This window comes from Mesorhizobium sp. AD1-1 (genome assembly GCF_020164655.1).
In the GTDB taxonomy this organism is placed as follows: Bacteria; Pseudomonadota; Alphaproteobacteria; order Rhizobiales; family Rhizobiaceae; genus Mesorhizobium; species Mesorhizobium ciceri.
Genome location: NZ_JAIUGP010000012.1, coordinates 13548 through 36183 on the forward strand (window position 1 = coordinate 13548; position 22636 = coordinate 36183).

At 63.1% G+C, this 22636-nt stretch carries 23 protein-coding genes; 12 read left to right on the top strand and 11 right to left on the bottom strand.

The window, feature by feature from the left end:
* Window position 1 precedes the first annotated feature (1 nt).
* The 7 genes from LB519_RS21335 to LB519_RS21365 all read right to left on the bottom strand — a co-directional run bounded on the left by LB519_RS21335 (window position 2) and on the right by LB519_RS21365 (window position 7726).
* A complete protein-coding gene (locus tag LB519_RS21335) occupies window positions 2-988 on the bottom strand; it encodes an ABC transporter permease (protein ID WP_013530866.1) in 987 nt (328 codons plus the stop codon).
* Entirely contained in the window at window positions 985-1965 is a 981-nt protein-coding gene (locus LB519_RS21340) for an ABC transporter permease (protein ID WP_224621122.1), read from the bottom strand. The genes LB519_RS21335 and LB519_RS21340 overlap by 4 nt, the downstream gene beginning before the upstream one ends.
* The gene (locus tag LB519_RS21345) at window positions 1962-3509 is read right to left on the bottom strand and encodes a sugar ABC transporter ATP-binding protein (RefSeq protein ID WP_063172531.1); all 1548 of its coding nucleotides are present in this window, start codon (window positions 3507-3509) and stop codon (window positions 1962-1964) included. The genes LB519_RS21340 and LB519_RS21345 overlap by 4 nt, the downstream gene beginning before the upstream one ends.
* 79 nt (window positions 3510-3588) lie before the next feature.
* Window positions 3589-4716: a sugar ABC transporter substrate-binding protein gene (locus LB519_RS21350; RefSeq protein WP_013530863.1), complete on the bottom strand. Its 1128-nt coding sequence runs from the start codon at window positions 4714-4716 to the stop codon at window positions 3589-3591.
* Between the two features lie 302 nt (window positions 4717-5018).
* A complete protein-coding gene (locus tag LB519_RS21355) occupies window positions 5019-6047 on the bottom strand; it encodes a LacI family DNA-binding transcriptional regulator (RefSeq protein WP_064993865.1) in 1029 nt (342 codons plus the stop codon).
* Between the two features lie 98 nt (window positions 6048-6145).
* Window positions 6146-6475 (bottom strand): hypothetical protein, encoded by a 330-nt coding sequence (locus tag LB519_RS21360; RefSeq protein WP_027160692.1) that lies wholly within the window; start codon window positions 6473-6475, stop codon window positions 6146-6148.
* 21 nt (window positions 6476-6496) lie between these two features.
* A complete protein-coding gene (locus tag LB519_RS21365; protein WP_064993866.1) occupies window positions 6497-7726 on the bottom strand; it encodes an MFS transporter in 1230 nt (409 codons plus the stop codon).
* A gap of 190 nt (window positions 7727-7916) precedes the next feature.
* Between LB519_RS21365 and LB519_RS21370 the strand changes: the two genes are divergently transcribed.
* Entirely contained in the window at window positions 7917-8654 is a 738-nt protein-coding gene (locus LB519_RS21370) for a hypothetical protein (RefSeq protein ID WP_224621124.1), read from the top strand.
* Window positions 8605-9147, top strand: coding sequence for a DUF3175 domain-containing protein (locus tag LB519_RS31440; RefSeq protein WP_411909261.1), 543 nt, complete (start codon window positions 8605-8607; stop codon window positions 9145-9147). Before LB519_RS21370 ends, LB519_RS31440 begins: the two co-directional genes overlap by 50 nt.
* A 14-nt stretch (window positions 9148-9161) precedes the next feature.
* On the opposite strand, the gene LB519_RS21380 is transcribed toward LB519_RS31440, so the two are convergent.
* Together LB519_RS21380 and LB519_RS21385 are read right to left on the bottom strand one after the other, a co-directional pair.
* The gene (locus tag LB519_RS21380; RefSeq protein ID WP_024501538.1) at window positions 9162-9938 is read right to left on the bottom strand and encodes a FadR/GntR family transcriptional regulator; all 777 of its coding nucleotides are present in this window, start codon (window positions 9936-9938) and stop codon (window positions 9162-9164) included.
* Between the two features lie 307 nt (window positions 9939-10245).
* The gene (locus tag LB519_RS21385) at window positions 10246-11142 is read right to left on the bottom strand and encodes an NAD-dependent epimerase/dehydratase family protein (RefSeq protein WP_224621125.1); all 897 of its coding nucleotides are present in this window, start codon (window positions 11140-11142) and stop codon (window positions 10246-10248) included.
* Between the two features lie 119 nt (window positions 11143-11261).
* Between LB519_RS21385 and LB519_RS21390 the strand changes: the two genes are divergently transcribed.
* The gene (locus tag LB519_RS21390) at window positions 11262-12200 is read left to right on the top strand and encodes an NAD(P)-dependent oxidoreductase (protein WP_013530857.1); all 939 of its coding nucleotides are present in this window, start codon (window positions 11262-11264) and stop codon (window positions 12198-12200) included.
* 24 nt (window positions 12201-12224) lie between these two features.
* Here the strand turns inward: LB519_RS21390 and LB519_RS21395 are convergent, their stop codons facing one another.
* A complete protein-coding gene (locus LB519_RS21395; protein WP_013530856.1) occupies window positions 12225-13007 on the bottom strand; it encodes a FadR/GntR family transcriptional regulator in 783 nt (260 codons plus the stop codon).
* Between the two features lie 198 nt (window positions 13008-13205).
* Complete coding sequence (locus LB519_RS21400; RefSeq protein ID WP_013530855.1) at window positions 13206-14195, bottom strand: sugar-binding protein; 990 nt, start codon at window positions 14193-14195, stop codon at window positions 13206-13208.
* A gap of 466 nt (window positions 14196-14661) precedes the next feature.
* Between LB519_RS21400 and LB519_RS21405 the strand changes: the two genes are divergently transcribed.
* The 9 genes from LB519_RS21405 to LB519_RS31250 all read left to right on the top strand — a co-directional run bounded on the left by LB519_RS21405 (window position 14662) and on the right by LB519_RS31250 (window position 22635).
* The gene (locus LB519_RS21405; protein WP_013530854.1) at window positions 14662-15402 is read left to right on the top strand and encodes an ATP-binding cassette domain-containing protein; all 741 of its coding nucleotides are present in this window, start codon (window positions 14662-14664) and stop codon (window positions 15400-15402) included.
* Between the two features lie 42 nt (window positions 15403-15444).
* Window positions 15445-16443 (top strand): ABC transporter permease, encoded by a 999-nt coding sequence (locus LB519_RS21410; RefSeq protein WP_013530853.1) that lies wholly within the window; start codon window positions 15445-15447, stop codon window positions 16441-16443.
* A gap of 87 nt (window positions 16444-16530) precedes the next feature.
* Window positions 16531-17298, top strand: a complete 768-nt coding sequence (locus tag LB519_RS21415) for an SDR family oxidoreductase (RefSeq protein WP_024501540.1) — start codon at window positions 16531-16533, stop codon at window positions 17296-17298.
* 179 nt (window positions 17299-17477) lie between these two features.
* A complete protein-coding gene (locus LB519_RS21420; protein WP_064993868.1) occupies window positions 17478-18305 on the top strand; it encodes an AraC family transcriptional regulator in 828 nt (275 codons plus the stop codon).
* Between the two features lie 151 nt (window positions 18306-18456).
* The gene (locus tag LB519_RS21425; RefSeq protein WP_013530850.1) at window positions 18457-18900 is read left to right on the top strand and encodes an SRPBCC family protein; all 444 of its coding nucleotides are present in this window, start codon (window positions 18457-18459) and stop codon (window positions 18898-18900) included.
* Window positions 18901-18912: 12 nt separating this feature from the next.
* Window positions 18913-19707, top strand: coding sequence for an FAD binding domain-containing protein (locus LB519_RS21430; protein WP_127366525.1), 795 nt, complete (start codon window positions 18913-18915; stop codon window positions 19705-19707).
* 60 nt (window positions 19708-19767) lie between these two features.
* Window positions 19768-20250 carry a (2Fe-2S)-binding protein gene (locus tag LB519_RS21435; protein ID WP_127366526.1) on the top strand — a complete coding sequence of 161 codons (483 nt, stop codon included), beginning with the start codon at window positions 19768-19770 and terminating at the stop codon, window positions 20248-20250.
* Between the two features lie 11 nt (window positions 20251-20261).
* On the top strand, window positions 20262-21629 hold the full coding sequence (locus tag LB519_RS31245; RefSeq protein ID WP_127366527.1) for a xanthine dehydrogenase family protein molybdopterin-binding subunit: 1368 nt from the start codon (window positions 20262-20264) through the stop codon (window positions 21627-21629).
* A gap of 1 nt (window position 21630) precedes the next feature.
* Complete coding sequence (locus tag LB519_RS31250) at window positions 21631-22635, top strand: xanthine dehydrogenase family protein molybdopterin-binding subunit (RefSeq protein ID WP_023756899.1); 1005 nt, start codon at window positions 21631-21633, stop codon at window positions 22633-22635.
* Window position 22636 lies beyond the last annotated feature (1 nt).

Consider the following 22636-nt stretch of genomic DNA (forward strand, 5'->3'; position numbering starts at 1 on the left):
GTCAGCGGCTTGCCGGCGCGCGGCCGTAGAGCAGCAGCATGGCGACGATGACGACACCGTAGATGATCTGCCGCCCCGCCTCCGGCATCTGCATGACCGACAAGATGGATTGCAGCAACGTGATGAGGATGACACCGGCGACAGTGCCGAGATAGGAGCCGCGCCCGCCCAGGATCGAGGTGCCGCCAAGCACCACCGCGGCGATCGACGGCAGCAGATAAGCGTCGCCCATCGACTGCGCCGCCTTGGAGGCATAGCCGGCCAGAAGCACGCCGCCGAAAGCCGAGAGCCCGCCGGAGACGGCGAAGGCGATCATCACCACGCGCCTTGTGTCGATGCCGGAGAGATAGGCCGCGCGCTCGCGGTTGCCGATGCCGTAGACGGTGCGGCCGAAGCCGGTCCGCGTCAGCACGAACACCATCGCGGCCCCGATCAGCGCCCAGATGATGACGGCGTTGGGCACGCCCGGAATGGCGAAACCGGTCGCCAGGTAGCGCATCGCGCCCGTCGCCGAATCCTGCGGCGAGAAGCCGCCGGTGTAGACCACCATCAGCCCTTGCGCGACAGCGTTGGTGGCCAATGTGATGATCATCGAGGGGATGCGCAGATAGGCGACGCCGATGCCGTTGACGACGCCGATCAGCATGCCGCAGATGATGCCGAACGGGATGGCCAACGCCACGCCGACCGGGCCGTACGCCGCCGCGGCGCAGGCCATCATGGCGCCCGCCGCCACCGCCCACGGCACCGACAGGTCGATCTGGCCGAGCAGGATGACCAGCATCATGCCTGTCGCGATGACGCCGAGGAATGAAGCCACCTTGAGCTGCTGCAGGAGATATTCAGGCGACAGGAAGCTTCTGGAGTAGAGGCTGCCGAAGAACAGCAAAAGCACGATGCAGGCAAAGGCCGTCAGCACCGCCGGATCGGCGCGGCGGATGAATCTGGGCATGCGGCCGGCAATGCCGCCAAGCGTCGTTTCGCTCACAGGAACCACTCCAGCCGGTTGCGGACCCGAAACAGGGCGAAGGCGCCGAGGCTGACGGCGACCAGCAGGATAACGCCCTGGAACAGCGGCTGCCAGAGCGGATCGAAATCGAAGACGAACAACAAGTCGCCGATCGTGCGGAAAGCCAGTGCGCCGAAGATGGCGCCGATGGCGCTGCCCTTGCCGCCGAACAGCGAAACCCCGCCGAGCACCACGGCGGCGATCGAAAACAGCGTGTAGGAGTTGCCGCTGGCATAGGCCGCCTCACCCGTATAGGTGAAGAAGGTCAGGAACAGTCCGCCGATCGCCGCCAGCAGGCCGGCCAGCGTGTAGGCGGCGAACTTGCCGCGCCGGATCGGCACACCCGACATGTAGGCCGCCGTCTCCGATGAGCCTGCCGCGTAGGCGGCGCGGCCAAGCACCGAGCGGCTGAACGGCACCCAGATCACCAGCACGATGGCCAGCAGCACGATGAGACTTGCCGGCACCACGCCGAACACACGGCCGGTCAGCGCATCGGCCAGGTCCTCATTGACCGAGCCGCCCGGAAATGGCCGCAGCAACAGGCCGATGCCGTAATAGACGGCGCCTGTGGCAATGGTGGCGACAATCGGCTGCAGCCGGCCATAGATGACGATGGCGCCGTTGATGGCGCCGCACAGCAGTCCCACCGCCAGCACGGCGATGACGCCGAGCGTCGTCTGCATCGGCGTTCCCACCACCAGCCACGAAGCCAGGCAGTTGGTGAGGAGAAAAATCATGCCGACGGACAGGTCGATGCCGGCGGTGATCACCACCAGCGTCTGCGCCATGGCGACGAAGGCGAGCAGCACGCCCTTGTTGGCCGCCGTCTGCACCACATTGGCGGTGAAGCCGGCCGGATGGTTCGAGGTGTAGATGACGAACATGACGATGAAGATGCCGAACGCCAGCAGCGTTCCGCGCTGCTCGGCCAGCCAGTAACGCCAATCCTTCATGCGCCCACTCCCAGGCCCACCGGGCTCTCCTCGCCATGGATGTTGAGCGCGCTTGATATCAGCGCCCGCTCGGTGATCTCGGCGCCGACCAGCTCGCGCTTGACCGCCCCGTCATAGAGCACCAGCACACGGTCGCAGCAGCCGATCAGCTCGTCATAGTCGGTCGAGTAGAACAGGATCGCCGCACCCGCGTCGGCCAGTTTGCGCATCAGCTGGTACAGCTCCTGCTTGGTGCCGACGTCGATGCCGCGCGTCGGATCGTTGAGCAGGATGATGCGCGGCTGGCGCATCAGCCATTTGGCGATGACCACCTTCTGCTGGTTGCCGCCCGAAAGCGCGCCGACCGGAATGTCGAGGCCCGCGGTCTTGATCGCCAAAAGGCCGACCATGTCGTCGATCAGCCGCTGCTCGGCGGCACGGTCGATGATGCCGGCTTTCGACAGCCGGTCGAGGGCGGCGAAGGACAGGTTCTCGCGCACCGTCATCGGCAGCATCAGCCCTTCGGTCTTGCGGTCCTCGGGAATGAGCGCCATGCCGATGCCGTCGTCGCGCGCAACGGATGGACTGGTGATCGACACAGGCTTGCCGTCGATCAGGATCTGGCCGCTGAGGCCGCGCAGCACGCCGAAGAAGGCGAGCAGCAATTCGCGCTGGCCCTGGCCGTCGAGGCCGCCAAGGCCGACCACCTCACCTGCCCTGACGGTCAGCGAGATGTCGTGCAGCCGGTCGGCCCATGAGAGCTTGCGGGCCTCGAGCCTGGGGGCCGCGGCGGCAGGCACGGCCGTCGGCTTGGGCGGAAAGATATGGCTGTATTCGCGGCCGATCATCAGTTCGACCACCTCATTGTCACTCTTCGAGCCGGCTGGATAGCTGGCGACATTGCGGCCGTTGCGGAACACCGTGCACTGATCCGCCAGTTCGGCGATCTCGTTCATGCGGTGCGAGATGTAAAGCAGCGCCAGCCCTTCCGAGCGCAGCCGCTTCAGCACCGCGAAGATCTTCGAGACATCCGCGGCAGTCAGCGCGGAGGTCGCCTCGTCGAGGATGAGGATGCGCGGCTTGCGTGCCAATGCCTTGGCGATCTCGACCATCTGCCGGCGCGACAATGGCAGGTCCTTGACCAGCGCCAGCGGGTGGATGTCGGCGGCGCCGGCACGAGCAAGTGCTTCTTCGGCGATGCGGCGCTGCGCCTTGCGGTCGATCATGCCGAAGCGTTTGGGCGGGTCGGAAATGACGATGTTGTCGGCAACGCTTAGCTCGGGGACCAGCGACAGTTCCTGGAAGATGCAGACGATGCCGGCCTTGTTGGCGGCACCCGGAGAAGCGAAGGTCGCCTCGCGCCCGTCCAGCGTCATGCGGCCCTCATCGGGCGCCACGACACCTGCCATGACCTTGATCAGCGTCGACTTGCCGGCGCCGTTTTCGCCGAGAATGGCGTGGATGCTGCCGGCTTCGACAACAAGCTCGGCCTTTTCCAGCGCGCGTACACCGCCATAGCGCTTGGATATGCCTTCCATACGAAAGAGCGGAGCCGCACCGTCCATCGGCCCTCCCAGGGCGATTGTGGAATTGAGACAAACGCCGCGGCTCAAGCCGCGGCGCCAGGTGACAGCCAGCGATGATTTACTGGTTTTCCTTGGTCTGACCCATGATTTCCTGGGCGCTGAAATTGATGCCGCAGGTCGGGAAGGAATTGCCGACGAAGAAATTGTCGGATTCCTTGGGGAAGTAATCCGTGCCTTCCTTCATGTTCGGGTCTTCGGCGATCGCCAGCGGCAGCTTCACCTCTTGTGGCACGACTTCGCCTTCGAGTGCGGCGATCGCGGTCTTGATGGCGACGGCGACCTGAGCCGGGCCCGAGCCCGCGGACGAGCACTTCAGCCCGTCGGCTGAATGCGCGGCGCAGAACTTGCGGAAGCCGTTCTCGGTCTCGCCGCCAAACGGCACGAACGGATGCTTGGCGTCGATCATCGCCTGCACGATGCCCGTGTCGCCGCCCTGCCCGGTGATGCCGTCGAACGGACCGTTGGTGGCGATCGCATCCGCGGTCACCTTCTGTGCCACGCCGTCATCCCATTTGCCGGCGACTTCGGTCACGTCCCACTTCTTGCCGGACGCATCGAAGACCTCGTGGATGCCGTTGTGACGATCGGTGTCGACGGAGGTGCCGGCGACGCCGCGCACTTCCAGGATCTTGCCGCCGTTCGGTATCTTGCCGACCAGCCACTTGGCCCACAATTCGCCAAGACCCTTCTGATCGACATTGACGTTGATGGCGTCCTTGGTGTCGAGAATGTTGTCGAAGGCGACCAGCACGATGCCCGCTTCCTTGGCACGCTTGATGACCGGACCGAAGGCCGTCGGGTTCTGGGCGTCGGTGACGATGGCGTCATAGCCGGAATCGATGAAATTGTTGATCGCCGAGATCTGTGCCGGCACGTCCTCGCCCGTCGAGACGACCTTGAATTCCTTGATCTTGGCTTTGACTTCAGGTTGCGCGGCGTAGGCCTTGGCCGTCTGCACCATCTGGATGCGCCAGGTGTTGGCGATATAGCCATTGGCGAAGGCGATGCGGAACGGCCCTTCCTTCTTGGGATATTTGAAGAATTTGGTCTCCGCGCTCCACGGCGCGAAACAGTCCGCCTGAGCGGCGGGACCCGACACGATTTCGGGTCCGGCGGCCATGGCGGCCGAATTGAGCATGACGAATGCAGTGGCGGCAACGACGCCACCAACAAGTGACTTGATCATCGATAATCCTCCCGATTGCAGTTCTGATTGTTCGTTTCGCAATGCGAATTTTTCGCGCGATGGACCGGCACCTCCCGCCTCGCCATGCGCTTCCTCGGCCGCCCGTGATGGCCGACCCGGTACCTCCCTTGTCGCCGCCAGCGGGGCGAAAACTATCATATTATCCATAATAAACAAGTATTAGTTGTCGCTTATGTATAATAAACAGGTGCGACCTGTCGTTCATGCACCTGCCTGTAGGAGATGGTAGCGCTACCAAATTGGCGTGTAAACCGGCATTCGCACAGTCGCTTCTGTGCGTTTCAACGCGCCGTGCTCTCGCGGCGCTTGAGCTCGAAACCGAGGTCTACGATCCGTTGCTCCGGTCTTTTGCCGGCGATCGCAGCAAGCGCCATGGCGACGGCACGCCGGCCGATCTCATAACGATGGGTGCGGATGCTGGTGACCGAAGGAAACGCCACCTGCATCATGTCGAGATCGTTGAAACCGACGATGCCGATCGTCTTCGGCACCGCGATCGAGGCGCGATGGCATTCGAACAAGACGCCGAGCGCGATGTCGTCATTGTTGCAGAACACCCCGTCGAGTGTCGGCACCTTGGCCAGCGCGTCGCGGAACATCTCGCGGCCGAGCGACACGCTGGACAGCACCGGCGTGGTGGTGACGAGGCGCGGGTCGAACAGGCCCGCGGCCTCCATCGCCGCGCGATAGCCGGCAAGGCGCCGCTGCGAACGCGGATCCATGCGCGCGCCGATGAAGCCGATGCGGCGATAGCCGGCCTCGATCAGATGCTCGGTCGCCGCCCTCCCGCCATCGAGATGCGAGAAGCCGACCATCATGTCGACCGGATCGGGACCGGTTTCCATCACCTGCACCACAGGGCAGCCGGCACTTTCCAGCAGCTTTCGCGAAGCCGGCGTCTGATCGATGCCGGCGACGATCAGCGCCGCTGGCCGTTGCGAACCGAACAGCTGCAGCAGCCGCTCTTCCTCGAGGCCGGAATAGTGGGTGTTGCCAAGCTGGATGCGGAACGGGCTGGCCGACAGGCTGTCATAGATGCCGCGCACCACCTCGGCGAAGACGTTGTTGGTAAGCGACGGCACCAGCACGCCGAACACCTCGGCGCGCGCCGAGGCCAGCGCCCGGGCATTCGGGTCCGGCACGTAGCCCAGTTCGTCGACAGCGGCCTGGATCTGGCGGCGCAACTCTTCGGAGACACGCTCCGGCTCGCGCAGGGCGCGCGACACGGTGATGGCGCCGACACCGGCCTTGCGCGCGACATCCGCGATGGTCGGCCGGCCGCCGCCCCGGCGCGTGCGCAGCTTGGTCAAAATCGAGTCCTCGCAAGATACAGATCGGAAGCCATCGCGCCCGCAGCCGTCATATGTTGTCAAAGTGGGATATTTATCCGCGTGCTTCCTTCTCGACGCTAGGTCAATGTCCGCTCCCCAAAGAGAAAAATCAGCAGAGAAAGAAGACCAAACGAGACTAAAAATCCGGCCCATGCTCCAAACAGGAGCTTGCGAAGCGATCGGAATTCGTCAGCAACAAGAAATCTGTTGAAACGGCTATTCCTGCGGCCGGCTCGCTCGCTCCAACCAAGTGATCTTTCCTCAGTAGTGTCTACAAGCGCCCCGGTTCTGCCGAGCACCAGGATAATCGAATAGAAAATTGCGGCGGCGCCTGCGAAGCATCCCGCGGTGCAGGCCCACACCGCTATTGTTAGAAGAATGGGCTTACCGTGAAGATCGAGATGCATTTTGTGCGCCCGGAATAAGGCTTAAGCTGCAACCGTCAATGATCGCCGCGACCGCCACAATAACAGAACGATAGCCAGTATATTCAAGATATTCCAGGCAATGCCGTTCAGGAACGCAGCCGCATAAGAGCCGGTCAAATCGTAGATCCAGCCCGACATCCAGCCGCCGATCGCCATGCCGAAGATGGTCGCCATCATGACGATGCCGATACGCTGGCCGGCCTCGTTGGCCGGCATGTAATCGCGCACGATGATCGCGTAGCAAGGCACGATGCCGCCCTGCGACAGGCCGAACACCAGCGACACCACATAGAGCGAGGCAAGCCCGTCGAACGGGATGTAGAATAGCAGCGACAGGCACTGCAGGACCGAGCCGATCATCAATGTCCACACGGCGCCGATACGGTCGGCGAGGAAGCCGGACGCCAGCCGGCTGACGACGCCGCCCGCCATCATGATCGACAGCATGTCGGCGCCATGTGCGACGCCGTAGCCAAGGTCCATGCAATAGGCGACGATATGCACTTGCGGCATCGACATCGCCACGCAGCAGCCGAGCCCGGCGACGACCAGCAGCACCTGCAAGGCCGCCGGCGACAGCGAGATCGGCTGCACCGACCGGCTTCCGGGCGAACCCGCGACGGCCGCCGCCGGGGCACCGCGCCGCAGCATCAGCACCAGCGGCACCATTGTCACCAGGCAGAAGATGCCGATTGCCGCATAGGTGAAGCGCCAGCCCTCCGCCTTCATCAGCGTCGGCATGATGGTCGGCCACAACGCCCCGGCAAGATAATTGCCGGCCGCCGCCGCCGTGACCGCAACACCGCGACGGCGGTTGAACCAGTGCGAGATATCGGCGATCAGCGGCCCGAAGATCACCGACGTGCCGATACCGATCAGCACTCCCTGGGCAAGCGTGAATTGCAGGATCGAGGTCGATAGCGCCGCGAGCAGCAGGCCGGCGGAAAGCGCAATCGAAGAGATCAGCGCCGGGATCCAGTAACCCATCCGGTCGATGGCGCGGCCGACCAGCACGTTGCCGGCGGCGAAACCGACCATGGTCGCCGTGTAAGGCATGGACGCCGCGGCGCGGTCGACGCCGAACTCGGCCTGCACGGCGGGCAGCACGACGACGACAGCCCACATGCCCACGGCGCCGATCGTCGCCAGCAGCATCGAGATGGCAAGCCGCATCCAGGCATAGGAGCTGTCGATGCCGGGGCCGGGCTGGAGGCTGTCGGTTCGGGTCAAGGCGTTTCCTGTCGGCGGTCTCGGAGATCGGCTGCCGTTTGCGGCACTATCGGCGCATTCTCAGGCCGCAGCAGCGCCACAGCGGGCAAATCCGTGGCTCCAGAGCCAGGGGCGGGCGTGGGGTCAATGCCAATCTGCGGAGCTTCCCGACAATGACAAAAGACGGCCAACGTGCAGTTAGCTACCGACATTGGTAGACAGCGTAGGTGATGTCACAGTCGGCTCTCGTCAGCGAGCCACAATACGTGATATTTTCCGCTACATGAGGGGACCCGAGACCAGCTATATAGCCGCCACGTCTATCGCCGCTTTCTTGGGCGGCTTTGCGTTTTTGTACGGCACGCATTTCGCCCTATTTGATGCTCATTGGTGTCTTGTCAGCGAAAAGAATTGCGTTAGAGAGTGGGTGGGCGCGCTTAGCGGTTGGGCCGCGTTCGTGGGCGCGATACTCGCACTGCCATATGTCGCTTCGCAGGTGCGTGAAGCGCGTCGTCAAACGGAGTTCGCGATCGGCGACGCAGATCCCGAATTTATCATTGGGAGAAACCGTCGGACCCGACGAACCGTGCTCACGGTTCGCAATTGGAACAGACGACGGATTATGGTCGACACCGTTACGATCGTTAGAAACACTAATCGCCTTGCGATCTATGACCTAGCCGATGCCGATGACCTTTCGGTCCCGACATGGAAACAACAGCAATATCTCGGTGAGCGCGCTAGCTTCGGAGTAGACGGGTGGGTTGATCGGAGTCAGCAACCGCCCAAGCGGCGGCTGAAGATCCTCTTATCGAAAGATGGAGAATTTACCGAAGACCCTGATGTAATTGGATCCAAGATGGATTTAGAGATTTCATACCGCGTTGTGGGCCAGTTGCATGAGCAACGTCAATCGACCGTTACAACTCTCGACATTGCAGATGAATAGCAGTGTCATTGCCGGCTCTCAGCCATATGAGGAAGCCGGATCGGTTGCTCCTCTGTGGCTAGCGCTGAATAGGCGAGCCGGAGATCACCGCATAAAGCAGCGCCACAACTGGCAAATCCGTGGCCCCAGAGCCGGCAAGGTGGCAGGAACCGATGCCGATGTGCGGAGTTTCCCGGCAACCACCCCGCAAAGGAGTCCTGCGATGACCGCCACCAGGAAAAAATGGTCGGCCGAGGTGACCGAGCACAGCAACGCAATGGATCTTGAGGATCACGTCTTCGAATCCGACGACGCCAGGAAGATCGCCGCCTCGCTGAAACGATCCGCCGAACACAGCCACAGGCGCAAGGCCGAGCCTTTTCAATCCGCCATGTCGATGCTGAATTTTTACATCAACCGCGCCGGCAAGAACTTGCCTGCCGCGCGCAAAAAAGTGCTTGAGGACGCCAAGGACGAACTGCGCAGCGCCTTCGGACGTGACAAGGATGATTAGCGGCCGGTCCGGCCCTACCGGGCGCGGATGACGCCGTCTGTGTTGGCGAGCAGTTTGCGCACAGCATTGCGCGCCGCGTCGGGGCGCTGCAGGCGGATGTTCTTCTCGATCGCCTCGTGCAGCTTCTGCGCGTGGTTGAGATCGTCGATCTCCCGTGTCGTATAGGCAAAGAGATGATCGAAGGCGGATTCGATCAGTACGCCGAGCGGCACCAGCAGGTCGTTGCCCGAAGCCCGCAGGATGGCGAGATGGAAGCGCGTGTCGGCGCGGGTCCGCTCCTGCAGGCTCGTCGCCGCGCCCATCTCACGGCAGGCCAGGCTGATCTCGGCCATTTGCTCGTCGGTTCTTCGCATGGCGGCGAACGCGGTCGCTTCCGGCTCGATGATGTGGCGGAATTCCTGCACGGTCTTGAGGAACACTTCGCGGTCCGGCGACGTCGCGTACCAGGCCAGCACATCGCGATCGAGCAGGTTCCACCGTTCCTTCGGCTCGACCCAGCTGCCGATCTTGGGACGTGAGGCCAAAAGGCTCTTGGCCATCAGCATCTTGATCGCTTCGCGCACCGCCGAGCGGCTGACGCTGAAGGTCTCCGACCATTTCGCTTCATTGGGCAGGATGGTGCCAGGCGGATAATCGCCGCGCACGATCCTGAGGCCAATTTCACTGGCCAGCGAGGCGTGGACGCTGGAGCCGGGAATACGCGCGGCGTCCGCCCGGCGAACGCCGCCCGGACGGTCCCCGGAGGCCGCTTTCCCCAACGATTTTTCCTTGTTCGGCTTCGCGTCCCGCATGGGGTCCAGAAAGTCCGTATTAAGCAGGCTGTCAAGCGCGGCAAGCGGCTTGCATCGCAAAGCTGCCCGCTGTGCACAGATCAGCCCCGATCCGCCGCTTGATTGGCATGTCGATATTCAGATCAGGCCGAGCCGAGAATGACGGATTTCAAGAACCGGAGCGCAGCGTACTTTTGGGTACGTGAGCATCGGCCTACGCCGGCCGTAGCCTTGACTGCCACGACCACTCATAAGCGCTTCGGCCGGCGAAGGCGGAAGCGCAGAAAGCCGTCATTCGCAGGCCGGCATCACCTGAGTGTCGACATGCCTAGGCCTGCTTGACGTATTTGCGCCAGCTATGCTCCGGGCGGAAGCCCAGCACGTCACGCGCCTTGCGGTTGGAGAGCAGCGTCTCGTATTCGCCGAGTTCGGCCTTGACCGGCACGCCGGGGTAGAACCGCTTCAAGAGTTCGGCTGTCGGCAGGTCGGACGAGGTGTCGTCATTGGCCGCGTTGAACACCTGATAGCCGAGCCCGTCCTTCTCTATGGCGCGCAGCGTGATCTGGCCAAGGTCGCGCGCGTCGACATAGCTCCAGGCGATGCGCTTGCGGAAACCCGGATCGGCGAACCATTTCGGAAACAGCGAATATTCGTGCGGCTCGATGACGTTGCCGATGCGCAGGGCATAAATGTCGGTGCCGTTGCGCTGCGCGAAGGCCCGCGCCGTCTTCTCGTTGACGACCTTGGACAAGGCATAGCTGTCCATCGGATCGACGTCATACTCCTCGTCGAGCGGGAAATATTTTGGATCGCGCGGCTCGTTGGCGAAGACCAGCCCATAGGTGGTCTCGCTGGAGGCGATGATTACCTTTCGGATACCGAGCTTAACTGCCGCCTCGATGACATTGTAGGTGCCGAGCGCATTGATGCGGAACACCTCGTTGTCGGTGGTGATCATGATGCGCGGGATGGCGGCGAAATGCACCACCGCATCGACCGGCTGCGGACGCAGCGAGGGGTCGAATTCATGCAGGCCCATATAGCTCGACAGTGCGTTGAACACCTGCCCGCTGTCGGTGATGTCGGTGATCAGCGTGCGCACCTTGGGGTTGTCGAGCGGCTTGGTGTCGATGTTGAGCACCTGGCAGCCTTGCTCGACCAGATACTGGACGACATGGCGTCCGGCCTTGCCGCTGCCGCCGGTGAACATGATCCGCTTCGTCATTTTGCTCTCCACATCCTCAGGAATTTATGTGTATTGTCAGACAATATCGCCATCCGCAACCACCCACGCCTGCAAAACGGCAGCGCCTGACATCCATCATTGCAACAGGACTTGAAGACATGAACACGACTGCCGCGAGCGAAAAGATCGGCTTCATCGGGCTTGGCCTGATGGGCCACGGGATCGCCAAGAACATCGTCGACAAGGGCTACAGCCTGACCTTTCTCGGCCGCAAGAACCGCAAGCCGGCGGAAGACCTGCTTGGCCGCGGCGCCACCGAAGCATCGACCTCGCGCGATGTGGCGGCGGCATCGACAATCGTCTTCATCTGCGTCACCGGTTCGCGCGAGGTCGAAGCCATCATTCGCGGCCCGGGCGGCCTCAAGGAGGGTTTGAAGAAAGGTTCCGTCGTCGTCGACTGCTCGACCTCCGACCCCGTCTCGACCATTGCGCTTGCCGCTGAACTCAAGGCGCTCGGCATCGATTTTGTCGACGCACCGCTCAGCCGCACGCCGAAGGAAGCCTGGGAAGGCACACTCGACGCCATGGTCGGCGCGCCGGACGCCCTCTTTGCCAGGGTGAAACCGGTAATCGAAACCTGGGCCGGCCGCATCGTCCATATCGGCGACACCGGCGATGGCCATCGCATGAAGCTGCTCAACAATTTCATCTCGCTCGGCTACGCCGCGATCTATTCCGAGGCACTGGCACTGGCTGAGAAGGTCGGCATCTCGCCGCCGCGCTTCGACAGCGTCATCCGCAATGGCCGTATGGATTGCGGCTTCTACCAGACCTTCATGCGCTGGACGCTGGAAGGTGACCGCGACGCGCACAAATTCACCATCGCCAATGCCTTCAAGGACCTGACCTATCTGGAATCGATGGCGGGTGCGGCCGGCATTGCCAACCCGCTCGGCAACGCCACCAAGAACGCCTTCGCCGGTGCTCATGCAACCGGCCCGGCCGAGCAATTCGTACCGATGCTGGCAACGCATATCGGCAAGGTGAACGGCGTCGACCTGATGCCGATGAAGGATGGCAAGAAGCAGACCATTTAACCGATTGCCCAACGCAGGCGCCGATCACCGCCTCCAGCGCCCGATCCCTTCATCGGTATCCGCAAGCAGCTTGTGCACGGCGTTGCGCGCGGCGGCTGGGCGCTGCAGGCGGATGTTCTTTTCGATTGCCTCATGCAGCTTCTGCGCCTGGCGCTGATCGGCCACCTGCTGTGTCGTGAATGCGAAGAGATGGTCGAGCGCCGACTCGATCAACACGCCGAGCGGCACAAGGAGGTCGTTGCCGGAGGCGCGCAGGATGGCCAGATGAAAGCGCGTATCGGCGCGGATACGCTCCTGCAGGCTCAAGGCCTCGCCCATCTCGCGGCAGGCCTGGCTGATTTCCGCCATTTGCTCGTCACTGCGCCGTATGGCGGCAAAGGCCGATGCTTCCGGCTCGATGATATGACGAAACTCCTGCACGGTTCGCAGGAACGCCTCGCGGTCGGGCGCCGTCGCGTACCAGGCCAGCACGTCGCGGTCGAGCAGGTTCCAGCGCTCCTTCGGCTCGACCCAGCTGCCGATCTTGGGGCGTGAGGCCAACAGGCTTTTCGCCATCAGCATCTTGATGGCTTCGCGCACCGCCGAACGGCTGACATTGAAGATCTCGGCCCATCTGGACTCGTTGGGCAGGATGGTGCCGGGCGGATAGTCGCCACGCACGATCCGCAGGCCGATCTCGCCGGCCAGCGAGACATGGACGCTCGCTCCCGCAAAATGCGCGGCACCGGCCTTGCGCATGACAGCCGGGCCGTGGCTGGCTTGTGCCTTGGCCCGGTCGGTTCGCTTGCTTGACTTCTCGTCCGGCATCCACGTTCCAATGCGTCGACCGTCTGTCGTCCGGACTGGTCCGAACCGCACGGGCGCCGATCTCGTTGCCGAAAAATCCAGATCACGGGCGCAGCAAAGCCGGAGCCGGTTGCCCCAACCATTGCGTCCGTTCGGGAATTATCGCTTCCGTCCAGGAATGACGGGGCGCCCGCAGCCGGGCGCCCCGAAATCGAGAACCTACTTCTGGATGCAGGTGTCGACCGTATCCTTGGTGCACTCGTCGAGGCCGGTGAACACCGGATCGGCGACCGCCTTGCCTTCGATCAGGTCGATCATCACCGACGGTGCCTTGTAGCCCATTTCGAACGGCCGCTGGCCGACCAGAGCCGTTACAAGGCCGTCACGAGCGATCGCAATCTCGTCGCCGATCGTGTCGGCGGCGCCGATGACGAAGTCGTTGCTGGCGATCCGGTCCTTGAGCGGTCCGAACAGATCGCGATAGGGCTGCGGCGCGCCGAACAGCGGCCAGCCGCCCATGATGCCGAAGGCGTCCAGCTTGGGGTTGGCGGCGAGGATGTCGGTCATCGCCTGCACGCCCTTGGCGCCATCGTCGTTGGTGAACACCGGGCAGCCGGCGACTTCGGTCCAGCCACCTTCACCGGCAAGTGCGGCGAGGCCCTCCTTGCCCGACAGTGCGTCACGCATGCCTTGCGCACGGCGCAGGATGTTGTCGGCTGCCGGGTTGCCTTCGATGGTGCAGATCGTGCCACCATTCGGCTTGCCCTTCTTGATGTACTCGCCGATCTTCTTGCCCATCAGGTAATTGTCGGTACCGAGATAGGTCTTGCGAAGACCTGCGTCTTCCTTGCTGAGATCGGCATCGACCGTCATGATCGGGATCGACGGATTGGCACTCTTGATCGTCTGCGCGATCAGCGGCGCGTTGGACGGCGAGATCGCCATCGCCACCGTGTCGGCCTTGCTCAGCATGTCCTGGACGATCTGCGCCTCGCCGGCCTCGTCCGAAGTCGACGCCGGACCGGTGTAGAAGCATTCATATTCCGAGCTGGCGTTTTCCTTGTTCCACTTCTCGCAGCCCTGGTGGATGGCCTCGAAGAACGGATTGTCGAGACCTTTCACGACAATGACGAGCTGTTTCTTGGCCAAAGCCGGCCCGGCACCCAACGCCATGGCGGCGACGGCGGCGAGCAAAAGTGTTTTCCTCATGTCAGTCCTCCCTTGAAACAAACGGACACGGCGTGCCCGCCATACAGATCGACCGGATGCGTGATGACCGAGGGTCGTTTCGCGAGCGCTCGTGTCGCCAGGACAGATCGATAAGCATTTCCAGATTCGGCTTCAGACCAGCTCACACACAGGTGCCGCCGGATCCTGGACCGTCAAACCTCCGCCAATTCCGGCCGGCGAACCGCCAGCGGAGATCGGCATAATCTCCTCCGACGCTTAGCTAATATCGGCTTGGCGCCAACGTCAATGCTATTTGTCCTACAAAACGGATTTTTAAAATAGTCCTGGCCCAATTCGTCCGACAATTGATTGACGTGCGCCGGCTTTTGCGTAAAAGAACGCTAACGCCGTCTTCGGGAGGAGCCGGGGAGAGCGAGGCCAAAGCAGCGTCGGCATCCACGCCGGTAACAGCTGCAGGTCGCAAAACACGGGGAGGCAAAGGCTGGTGGCGGTTCTCGAACTCACCAACATCTCAAGGCATTTCGGCGCCATCCAGGCCGTCAACGACGTTTCGCTGTCGATCGAGCCCGGACAGGTGGTCGGCCTGATGGGCGACAACGGCGCCGGCAAGTCGACGCTGGTCAAGATGATCGCTGGCAATTTCCGCCCGAGCCATGGCACCATGCACATGGACGGCAAGGAATTGATCCTGCACAAGCCGGCGGAAGCCCGCCAGCACGGCATCGAGATCGTCCACCAGGACCTTGCGCTCTGCAACAATCTGACTGCCGCCGCCAATGTCTATCTCGGCCGTGAGTTGCGGCGCGGCGTCGGGCCGTTCCGGATCCTCGACTATGCCTCGATGTACAAGCGTGCCGGCCAGCTCTTCGCCGAATTGAAGTCCGAGACCCGTCCGCGCGACCTCGTCAAGCAGATGTCGGGCGGCCAGCGCCAGGCGGTGGCGATTGCCCGCACCATGCTGTCGCAGGCCAAGATCGTGCTGATGGACGAACCGACGGCGGCGATCTCGGTGCGCCAGGTCGCCGAAGTGCTGAACCTTATCCGCCATTTGCGCGATCAGGGCATCGCCGTCGTTCTGATCAGCCACCGCATGCCTGACGTGTTCACCGTCGCCGACCGCGTCATCGTCATGCGGCGCGGGCGCAAGGTCGCCGACAAGACGATTGCGTCGAGCTCGCCCGAGGAAGTCACGGGGCTGATCACCGGCGCTATCGAACAGGTTTGATTTCAAGCGAATTCCACCACGCACAGCAGATGAAGGTCGACGATGGCACTGACAATTGACCAGCCGATCGAGCATAAGCAGCAATCCTTGGCCGCGAGACTGTTTGCCAGCCAGACTTTCTGGGTGGTGATCGCGGTCATCCTTGCCTGCGTGTTCCTGTCGTTTGCCACCGACGCTTTCGCCACCTCGAAGAACCTCTACAACATCACCCGCAACATCACCTTCGTCGCCATCATCGCGCTCGGCATGACCTTCGTCATCATCACCGGCGGCATCGACCTGTCGGTCGGCTCGGTGCTGTGCCTGTCGTCGATGGTGCTGGCCGTCACCATGCATGCCGGCTACTCGATCGAGGTCGGCATCCTGGCCTCGATTGCCACCGCGCTCGCCATTGGCGCCTTCAACGGCGTGCTGATCGCCTATCTCGGCTTTCCACCCTTCGTGGTGACGCTCGGCATGCTGTCGATCGCCCGAAGCCTCGCCATGGTCGCCTCCAACAACACGGTGGTCTTCCAGTTCGGGCCGGACCATGCCAAGCTTCTGTCATTGGGCGGCGGCGCCTGGGTGTTCGGCATCGCCAACCCGGTGCTTTACATGATCCTTCTGGCGCTGATCACCGGCTTCATCCTGCGCTGGACCAAGTTCGGCCGCCATATCTTCGCCATCGGCGGCAATGAGCACGCGGCAACGCTGACCGGCGTTCCGGTGCGCCAGATCAAGGTTGCCGTCTACATGATCTCGGCACTGTCGGCGGGCATTGCGGGCATCATCCAGACCGGCTGGCTGGGTGCCGTCACCACCAATCTCGGCACCGGCATGGAGCTGCAGGTAATCGCCGCCACCGTCATCGGCGGCGCCAATCTGGCCGGCGGCGTCGGCACCGCCTTCGGCGCCATCGTCGGCGCGGCCCTGATCGAGGTGATCCGCAACAGTCTCGGCCTGCTCGGCATCAATGCCTTCTGGCAAGGCGTCTTCATCGGCGGCGCCATCCTGCTGGCGGTGCTGTTCGACCGCATCCGCAATTTCCGCCGCAGCGACTAGAACCATGATCCCGAAAAGTGGAAACCGGTTTTCTCGGACAAACGGAACCGTTTGTCCGGAGATCATGGTCAAACAAAAGACGGTTTGATGGCCAACTCCCTGTTCAGCCTCGAGGGCCGGCTGGCGCTGGTGACCGGCTCCGGCCAGGGCATCGGCTTCGCGCTGGCTCGGGGCCTGGCCGAACATGGGGCAAGCGTGGTGCTGAACGGCCGCGACGCCGCCAGGATCGACAGCGCCGTCGAAAAGCTGCGCAACGCCGGCTTCAAGGCGCACGCCTCGGTATTCGACGTCACCGATTTTCAGGCGGTCAACGAGGACATTGCCCGCATCGAGGCCGAGATCGGCGCCATCGACACCCTCATCAACAATGCCGGCATACAATTCCGCGCCCCGCTCGAGGACTTTCCCGAGGAGCAATGGGAGCGCCTGTTCAAGACCAATGTGTCGGGCGCCTTCCATGCAGCCAAGGCGGTCGCCCGCCACATGATCCCGCGCGGCAAGGGCAAGATCATCAACGTCGGTTCGGTGCAGAGCGAACTGGCAAGGCCGAACATCGCGCCCTACACCGCCACCAAGGGCGCGATCCGCAACCTGACAAGGGGCATGTGCGCCGATTGGGCCAAACACGGCCTGCAGATCAATGCGATCGCGCCCGGCTATTTCCGCACCGAGATGAACCAGGCGCTGGTCGACAATCCCGAATTTTCCGCCTGGCTGGAAAAGCGCACGCCGGCCGGGCGCTGGGGCAATGTCGACGAGTTGATCGGCGCCGCCGTGTTTCTGGCGTCAGATGCCTCGTCCTTCGTCAACGGCCATACGCTGTATGTCGATGGCGGCATGACGGCTTCGGTTTGAGGTTGGCAATTCTCCCGACCGCCATTCGTTCCAGTGCCTATCGCTCAGTCTGAAAATCCGGCCTCACTGGCCGTCATTCGCCCTCGCCGCCCGCGCGCGTCTTGACGCGGCCCCGAACTCGGCCGCACAATCCCCACTGCAGGCGAAGGGAGGCCAGTCGCCTGCGGGAGGATATACCCATGACGGAAGCGATCAGGCTCTACTGGGGCCGGTTCGGACATGTTTCTATCCTGAATGTCGCAAGCGACTTCGTCACCCATGCCCATGTCGAGGCCCATCTCATCATCTGGCTGGAAGGTACGGCCGGCGAAATGACCATCGGCCGCGAGACCGTCCGGCTTGGACCTGGAACGGCCGCCGGCATCAACTCCTTCCAGCCGCACAGCCATGTTCTGTCGCAAAACGGGACGCCCGGTCTGTTTCTCGCCTTCTACGTCGATCCCGACTGGGCGCGGCGCCGCCGCGACCTGCCTTCGTCGGCGCCGCTGTTTTCACAAGCCGCGATCACGCTGGAACCGTGGCTGCATCAGGCCGCCGCCAATCTGCTCGACCACCTCAGCGACAATGAGAGCGTCGACGACATCGCCAACTACGAGATCGAGCGTTTCATCGATAGCGTGCTCGACGCCGCCGACGCCTCGGCGCCGCAGGAGGGCCGTGTCCGCATCAACACCATGCAGGATTTTCGTGTCCGCAAGGCAATCCAGCTGATGAAGGCCAATGTCTGCGAGCGCATCTGCTTCGACGACGTGGCGCGCAGCGTCGGGCTGTCGCGACCGCATTTCTTCGCTTTGTTCAAGGAACAGACCAATCTGACGCCCAATGTCTACTGGAACACGCTGCGCATGGAGGAAGCGGTGCGGCAGCTGCAATGGTCGCAGGAACCGCTGATCTCGGTCGCCTGCAATCTCGGCTTCACCACGCAGGGCAATTTCTCGCGCTTCTTCCGCGACCATGTCGGCGTGCCGCCGACGCTCTACCGCGAGGCCGCGCGGGCGATCGCCTGAGCCAACCGCCCTTTTTCAGACTCCCCGCCCTTTTTCAGACTCCCCGCCCTTTTTCAGACTCCTTGATAGGCGCTCAAGACGCATTGATAAGCGTCGCTGAAATGGCCGCCCTACCCTTGCACCGGATCGCTTTTGCAAGGGAACATTTTGAATGGCCAAAGTCACCATCTCCAGCGTCATCGACGCGCCGGTCGAAAAGGTCTGGGCGCGCATACGCGACTTCAACGGGCTGCCGGACTGGCATCCGCGCATGGTGGAAAGCCACATTGAAGACGGCAAGGATGCCACCACAATCGGCTGCGTGCGCAATTTCCAGCTCGCCAGCGGCGCCCGCCTACGCGAAAAGCTGCTCGACTTCTCCGATCAGAATTTCCTGGTCAGCTACTCCATCCTCGAGACGCCGCAGCCGCTGACCAACCACAAGGCGACCCTGCAGCTGCGGCGCGTGACCGATGGCGACCGCACCTACGCCGAATGGACCGCCAGCTTCGACGCCGCCCCCGAGGAGGCAGACAAGCTGGCCGAGGGCATGGGCGCCAATGTCTTTCAGGGCGGCTTCAACGCCCTGAAAAGCCATTTCGCCGGCCAGAGCTGACAGGAGCCAACCATGGCGCTGGCACTGCAGACTTTTGCAACGGTGAAAGACGCGAACGCGGCACTGAAGGCGGCCGGCACTCGCTATCTCGGTGGCGGCACGCTGGTCGTCCGCGCGGCCAATGAAGGCGATGTTTCGGTATCCGGCCTTATCAGGTCGACCGAGCCGTCCCTGTCCACCATCGCCGTTGCCGGCGATAAAGTCCGCATCGGCGCTTCGGTGACCATGGCGGCGATCGCCGGCCATCCGGAGCTCGGCACGCTCGCCAAGGCCGCCCGCGCCGTCGGCGGCCCGGCCATCCGCAACATGGCGACCGTCGGCGGCAATCTTTTTGCCCCGGCCCCCTATGGCGATTTCGCCGTTGCCCTGCTGGCGCTCGATGCGACGGTCAGCACCGATGACGGTGAAACGCCGATCGAGACTTTTCTGGCCAATCGGGGCGGCAGCCGCGCCGTCGTCACTTTCGTGAGCGTCACGCTTCCGAAGGCCGCCAGTTTCCGCTTCCTGAAAGTGTCGAGGATCAAGCCCAAGGGCGTCTCCGTGCTCAGCATAGCCGGTGATCTGGAACTGTCGTCGGATGGCTCCGTGACCTCGGCGCGGATCGCGCTCGGCTGCATGGCGGATCGGCCCATGCGCGCCAGGGCGGCAGAAAAAGCGCTGATCGGCCGAACGCTGACCGCTGACGGCATCGCGCCGGCTATGGCCGCGGCCGGTGATGGCATCTCGCCCATCACCGACTCGATCGCCAGCGCCTGGTATCGCGCCGAAGTCCTGCCGGTTCATCTCGGCCGGTTGCTGCTCGCATAATATTTCGTTCGGGGGCGCGCGTCTGTCCGCTGGTTCGGGCAGGCGCGCTGGGAGGAAAACATGGCAAAGGTTCCGGTTCAATTCACGCTCAACGGCTCGGAAAAGGCCGAATTCATCGACAGCGGCACGACGCTGCTTCAGGCGCTGCGCGACAAGATCGGCGACACCTCGCCGAAAGGCGGCTGCCATCAAGGCACCTGCGGCGCCTGTTCTGTCATCATAGACGGCGAACTCCGGCTCTCCTGCCTGACGTTGGCCGAGACCTGCAATGGCGCCGTCATCAGCACGACATCAGGGCTTTCGGAAAGCGGCGTGCTGCACCCGTTGCAGCGGGCCTTCCTCGACACGTTCGCCACGCAATGCGGCTTCTGCACGCCGGGCATGCTCATGGCAGCCAAGGTGCTGCTCGACCACACGCCCAACCCCAGCCGCGACGAGGTGGTCGAAGCGCTGTCGGGCAACATCTGCCGCTGCACCGGCTACGAGCCGATCATCCAGGCGGTGCTGACCGCCGCGCGGTCCAACTCTCAGAACGCGGCTTGAGGTTACAAAAAATGGAACTGCGCAAGAGCTACTTCGCCGATGTCCGCAAGGATGATCTGCACGAGATCGGCCAGCCGCGGCCGCGCTCGGATTCACCCGGCCATGTCACCGGCAAGACCGCCTTTTTCGCCGACCGCAACTTTCCCGGCATGCTGCACCTGAAGATGGTGCGCAGCCCGCATCACCATGCCCGCATCCGCTCGATCGACACCTCCGAGGCGGAGAAACATCCAGGCGTGGTGAAAATTCTGACCGCCAAGGATGTGCCGCACAATGTCTACACCATCCTGATCCTGATCCAGATCGGGCCGGAGGACGAGACGGTGCTTGCCGACGGCAAGGTGCGCTGGAAGGGCGAGGCCGTGGTCGCGGTGCTGGCCGAAACCGAGCGCGCGGCACAAGAGGCCGCAGCCAAGGTCAAGGTCGACTATGAGGTGCTGCCGGCCGTCTTCGACATGGAAGAGGCGCTGAGACCCGACGCGCCGCTGGTCAACGAATATCACGGCCAGAATTATTACCTCTATGATAGCGGCGAGTGCCGCAAGGTGCGCTTCGGCGATGTCGAGGCGGGCTTCGCCGGCGCCGACCACATACTGGAGCAGAGCTACCAGTCTTCGCCGATCGAGCACGCGCCGACCGAGACCACCGGCTGCGTGGTGGCGCCCGAGGGCAATGACCGCTTCACCTGCTACACCAACACGCAGGCGATGTTCTTCACGCTCGACAACACCTCGATCATCCTGCAGATGCCGGGCAGCAAATTGCATTTCGTCGGCGGCACAGTCGGTGGCGGTTTTGGCGGCAAGGTCGACGTCATCGTCGAGCCGATCGCCATCCTCGGCGCAAAACTAACAGGACGACCAGTCTGTTTTATCTACAGCCGCGAGGAGGAGATGCAGATCTCGTCGCCGCGCGCCGCTGAAAAGGTCGTCATCAAGGACGGCGTCATGAAAGATGGCCGCATCGTCGCGCGCAAGGTCACCGGATACACCGATGCCGGCGCCTATTCGCGCCACTCGCCCTATGGCGCGCAGAAGGGCGCGGGGCATTATCCCGGCCCCTACACTATTCCGAATGTCTGGATCGACACCTACTGCGTCTACACCAACCGCACGCCGTCGTCGGCCATGCGCGGCTTCGGCGTCACCATCGGCGATTTCGCGCTGGAGGTGCAGATGGACAAGCTGGCGCGCCTGATCGGCATGGATCCGCTCGAATTCCGCTTCATCAACGCCTATCGCGACGGTGATATGAAAGCGCACCGCCAGCCGACAGAGGGCGCCGCACTGATCGAATGCATGCAGGAAGCTTCGCGCGCCGCCAACTGGCCGGTGGCGGAAAGGTACATGGCGATGTCCTCCTACGTGAAGGGAGCTTGAGATGGCGATCAGGCGCGGACGCGGCGTTGCCGCGATCAACTATCCCACCGGCATGAACCTCGGCGGCGACCCGACGCAGGCGCTGGTGCACTCGACGCCAACAGGCAATTTCATGGTGACATTGTCCTCCGTCGATCTCGGCCAGGGCATGAAGCAGATCATGGCGCAGATCTGCGCCGAGACCATCGGCGTGCCGACAGACCGCGTCGTCGTCGACACCGCCGACACCGACACCGGCCCGCACTGCATGGGCACCTTCGCCTCGCGCGGTACGCACCGCGCCGGCAACGCCGTCATCCAGGCGGCAAGGGAAGCGCGGCAGGTGATGCTGGAAGTGGCCGCCGAGGAACTGGAGGTGAACGCCTCCGACCTCGAGACAGACGGCCAGGGCAACATCCTGGTCAAGGGCGCCCCGCAAAAATCGATCTCGATCTTCGATGTCGCGCTGTCCGCGCATTTCAAGCGCGGTCGCTCGATCTCGGGCCGCGGCATGTTCCTGATCCCGCGCTCCTATCCGGAGAAAGAGACTGGCGCGATGAAGCCGTCGACCTGCTACGCGCATGCCTGCACCGTGGCCGAGGTCGAGGTCGACGACGAGACCGGCGAGGTCACCGTGCTGACGGTGAAGAACGTCTTCGAGATCGGCCGCGCGCTGAACCCGAAAATGGTCGAACAGCAACTGGTCGGCGGTTCGTGGATGGGCATCAGCCATGCGCTCTACGAGACGACCGAGCCCTATTATCCCAACCGCGACCATGGCGGCACGGACTTCAACCAGTATCTGATGCCCGGCCCCGGCGACCTCGCCGAGACCGAGATCATCGTGCTGGAGCGGCCATCGGCGGACGGACCATACGGCGCCAAGGGGCCGGGCGAAATGTGCGCCAACCCGCAGATCCCGGCGGTCGCCAATGCCGTCTTCGACGCTGTCGGCGTGCGCATCGACACGCTGCCGATCACGCCGGAGCGCATCCTGCGCGCGCTGAAGGCGCAAGCGGCGAACTGAG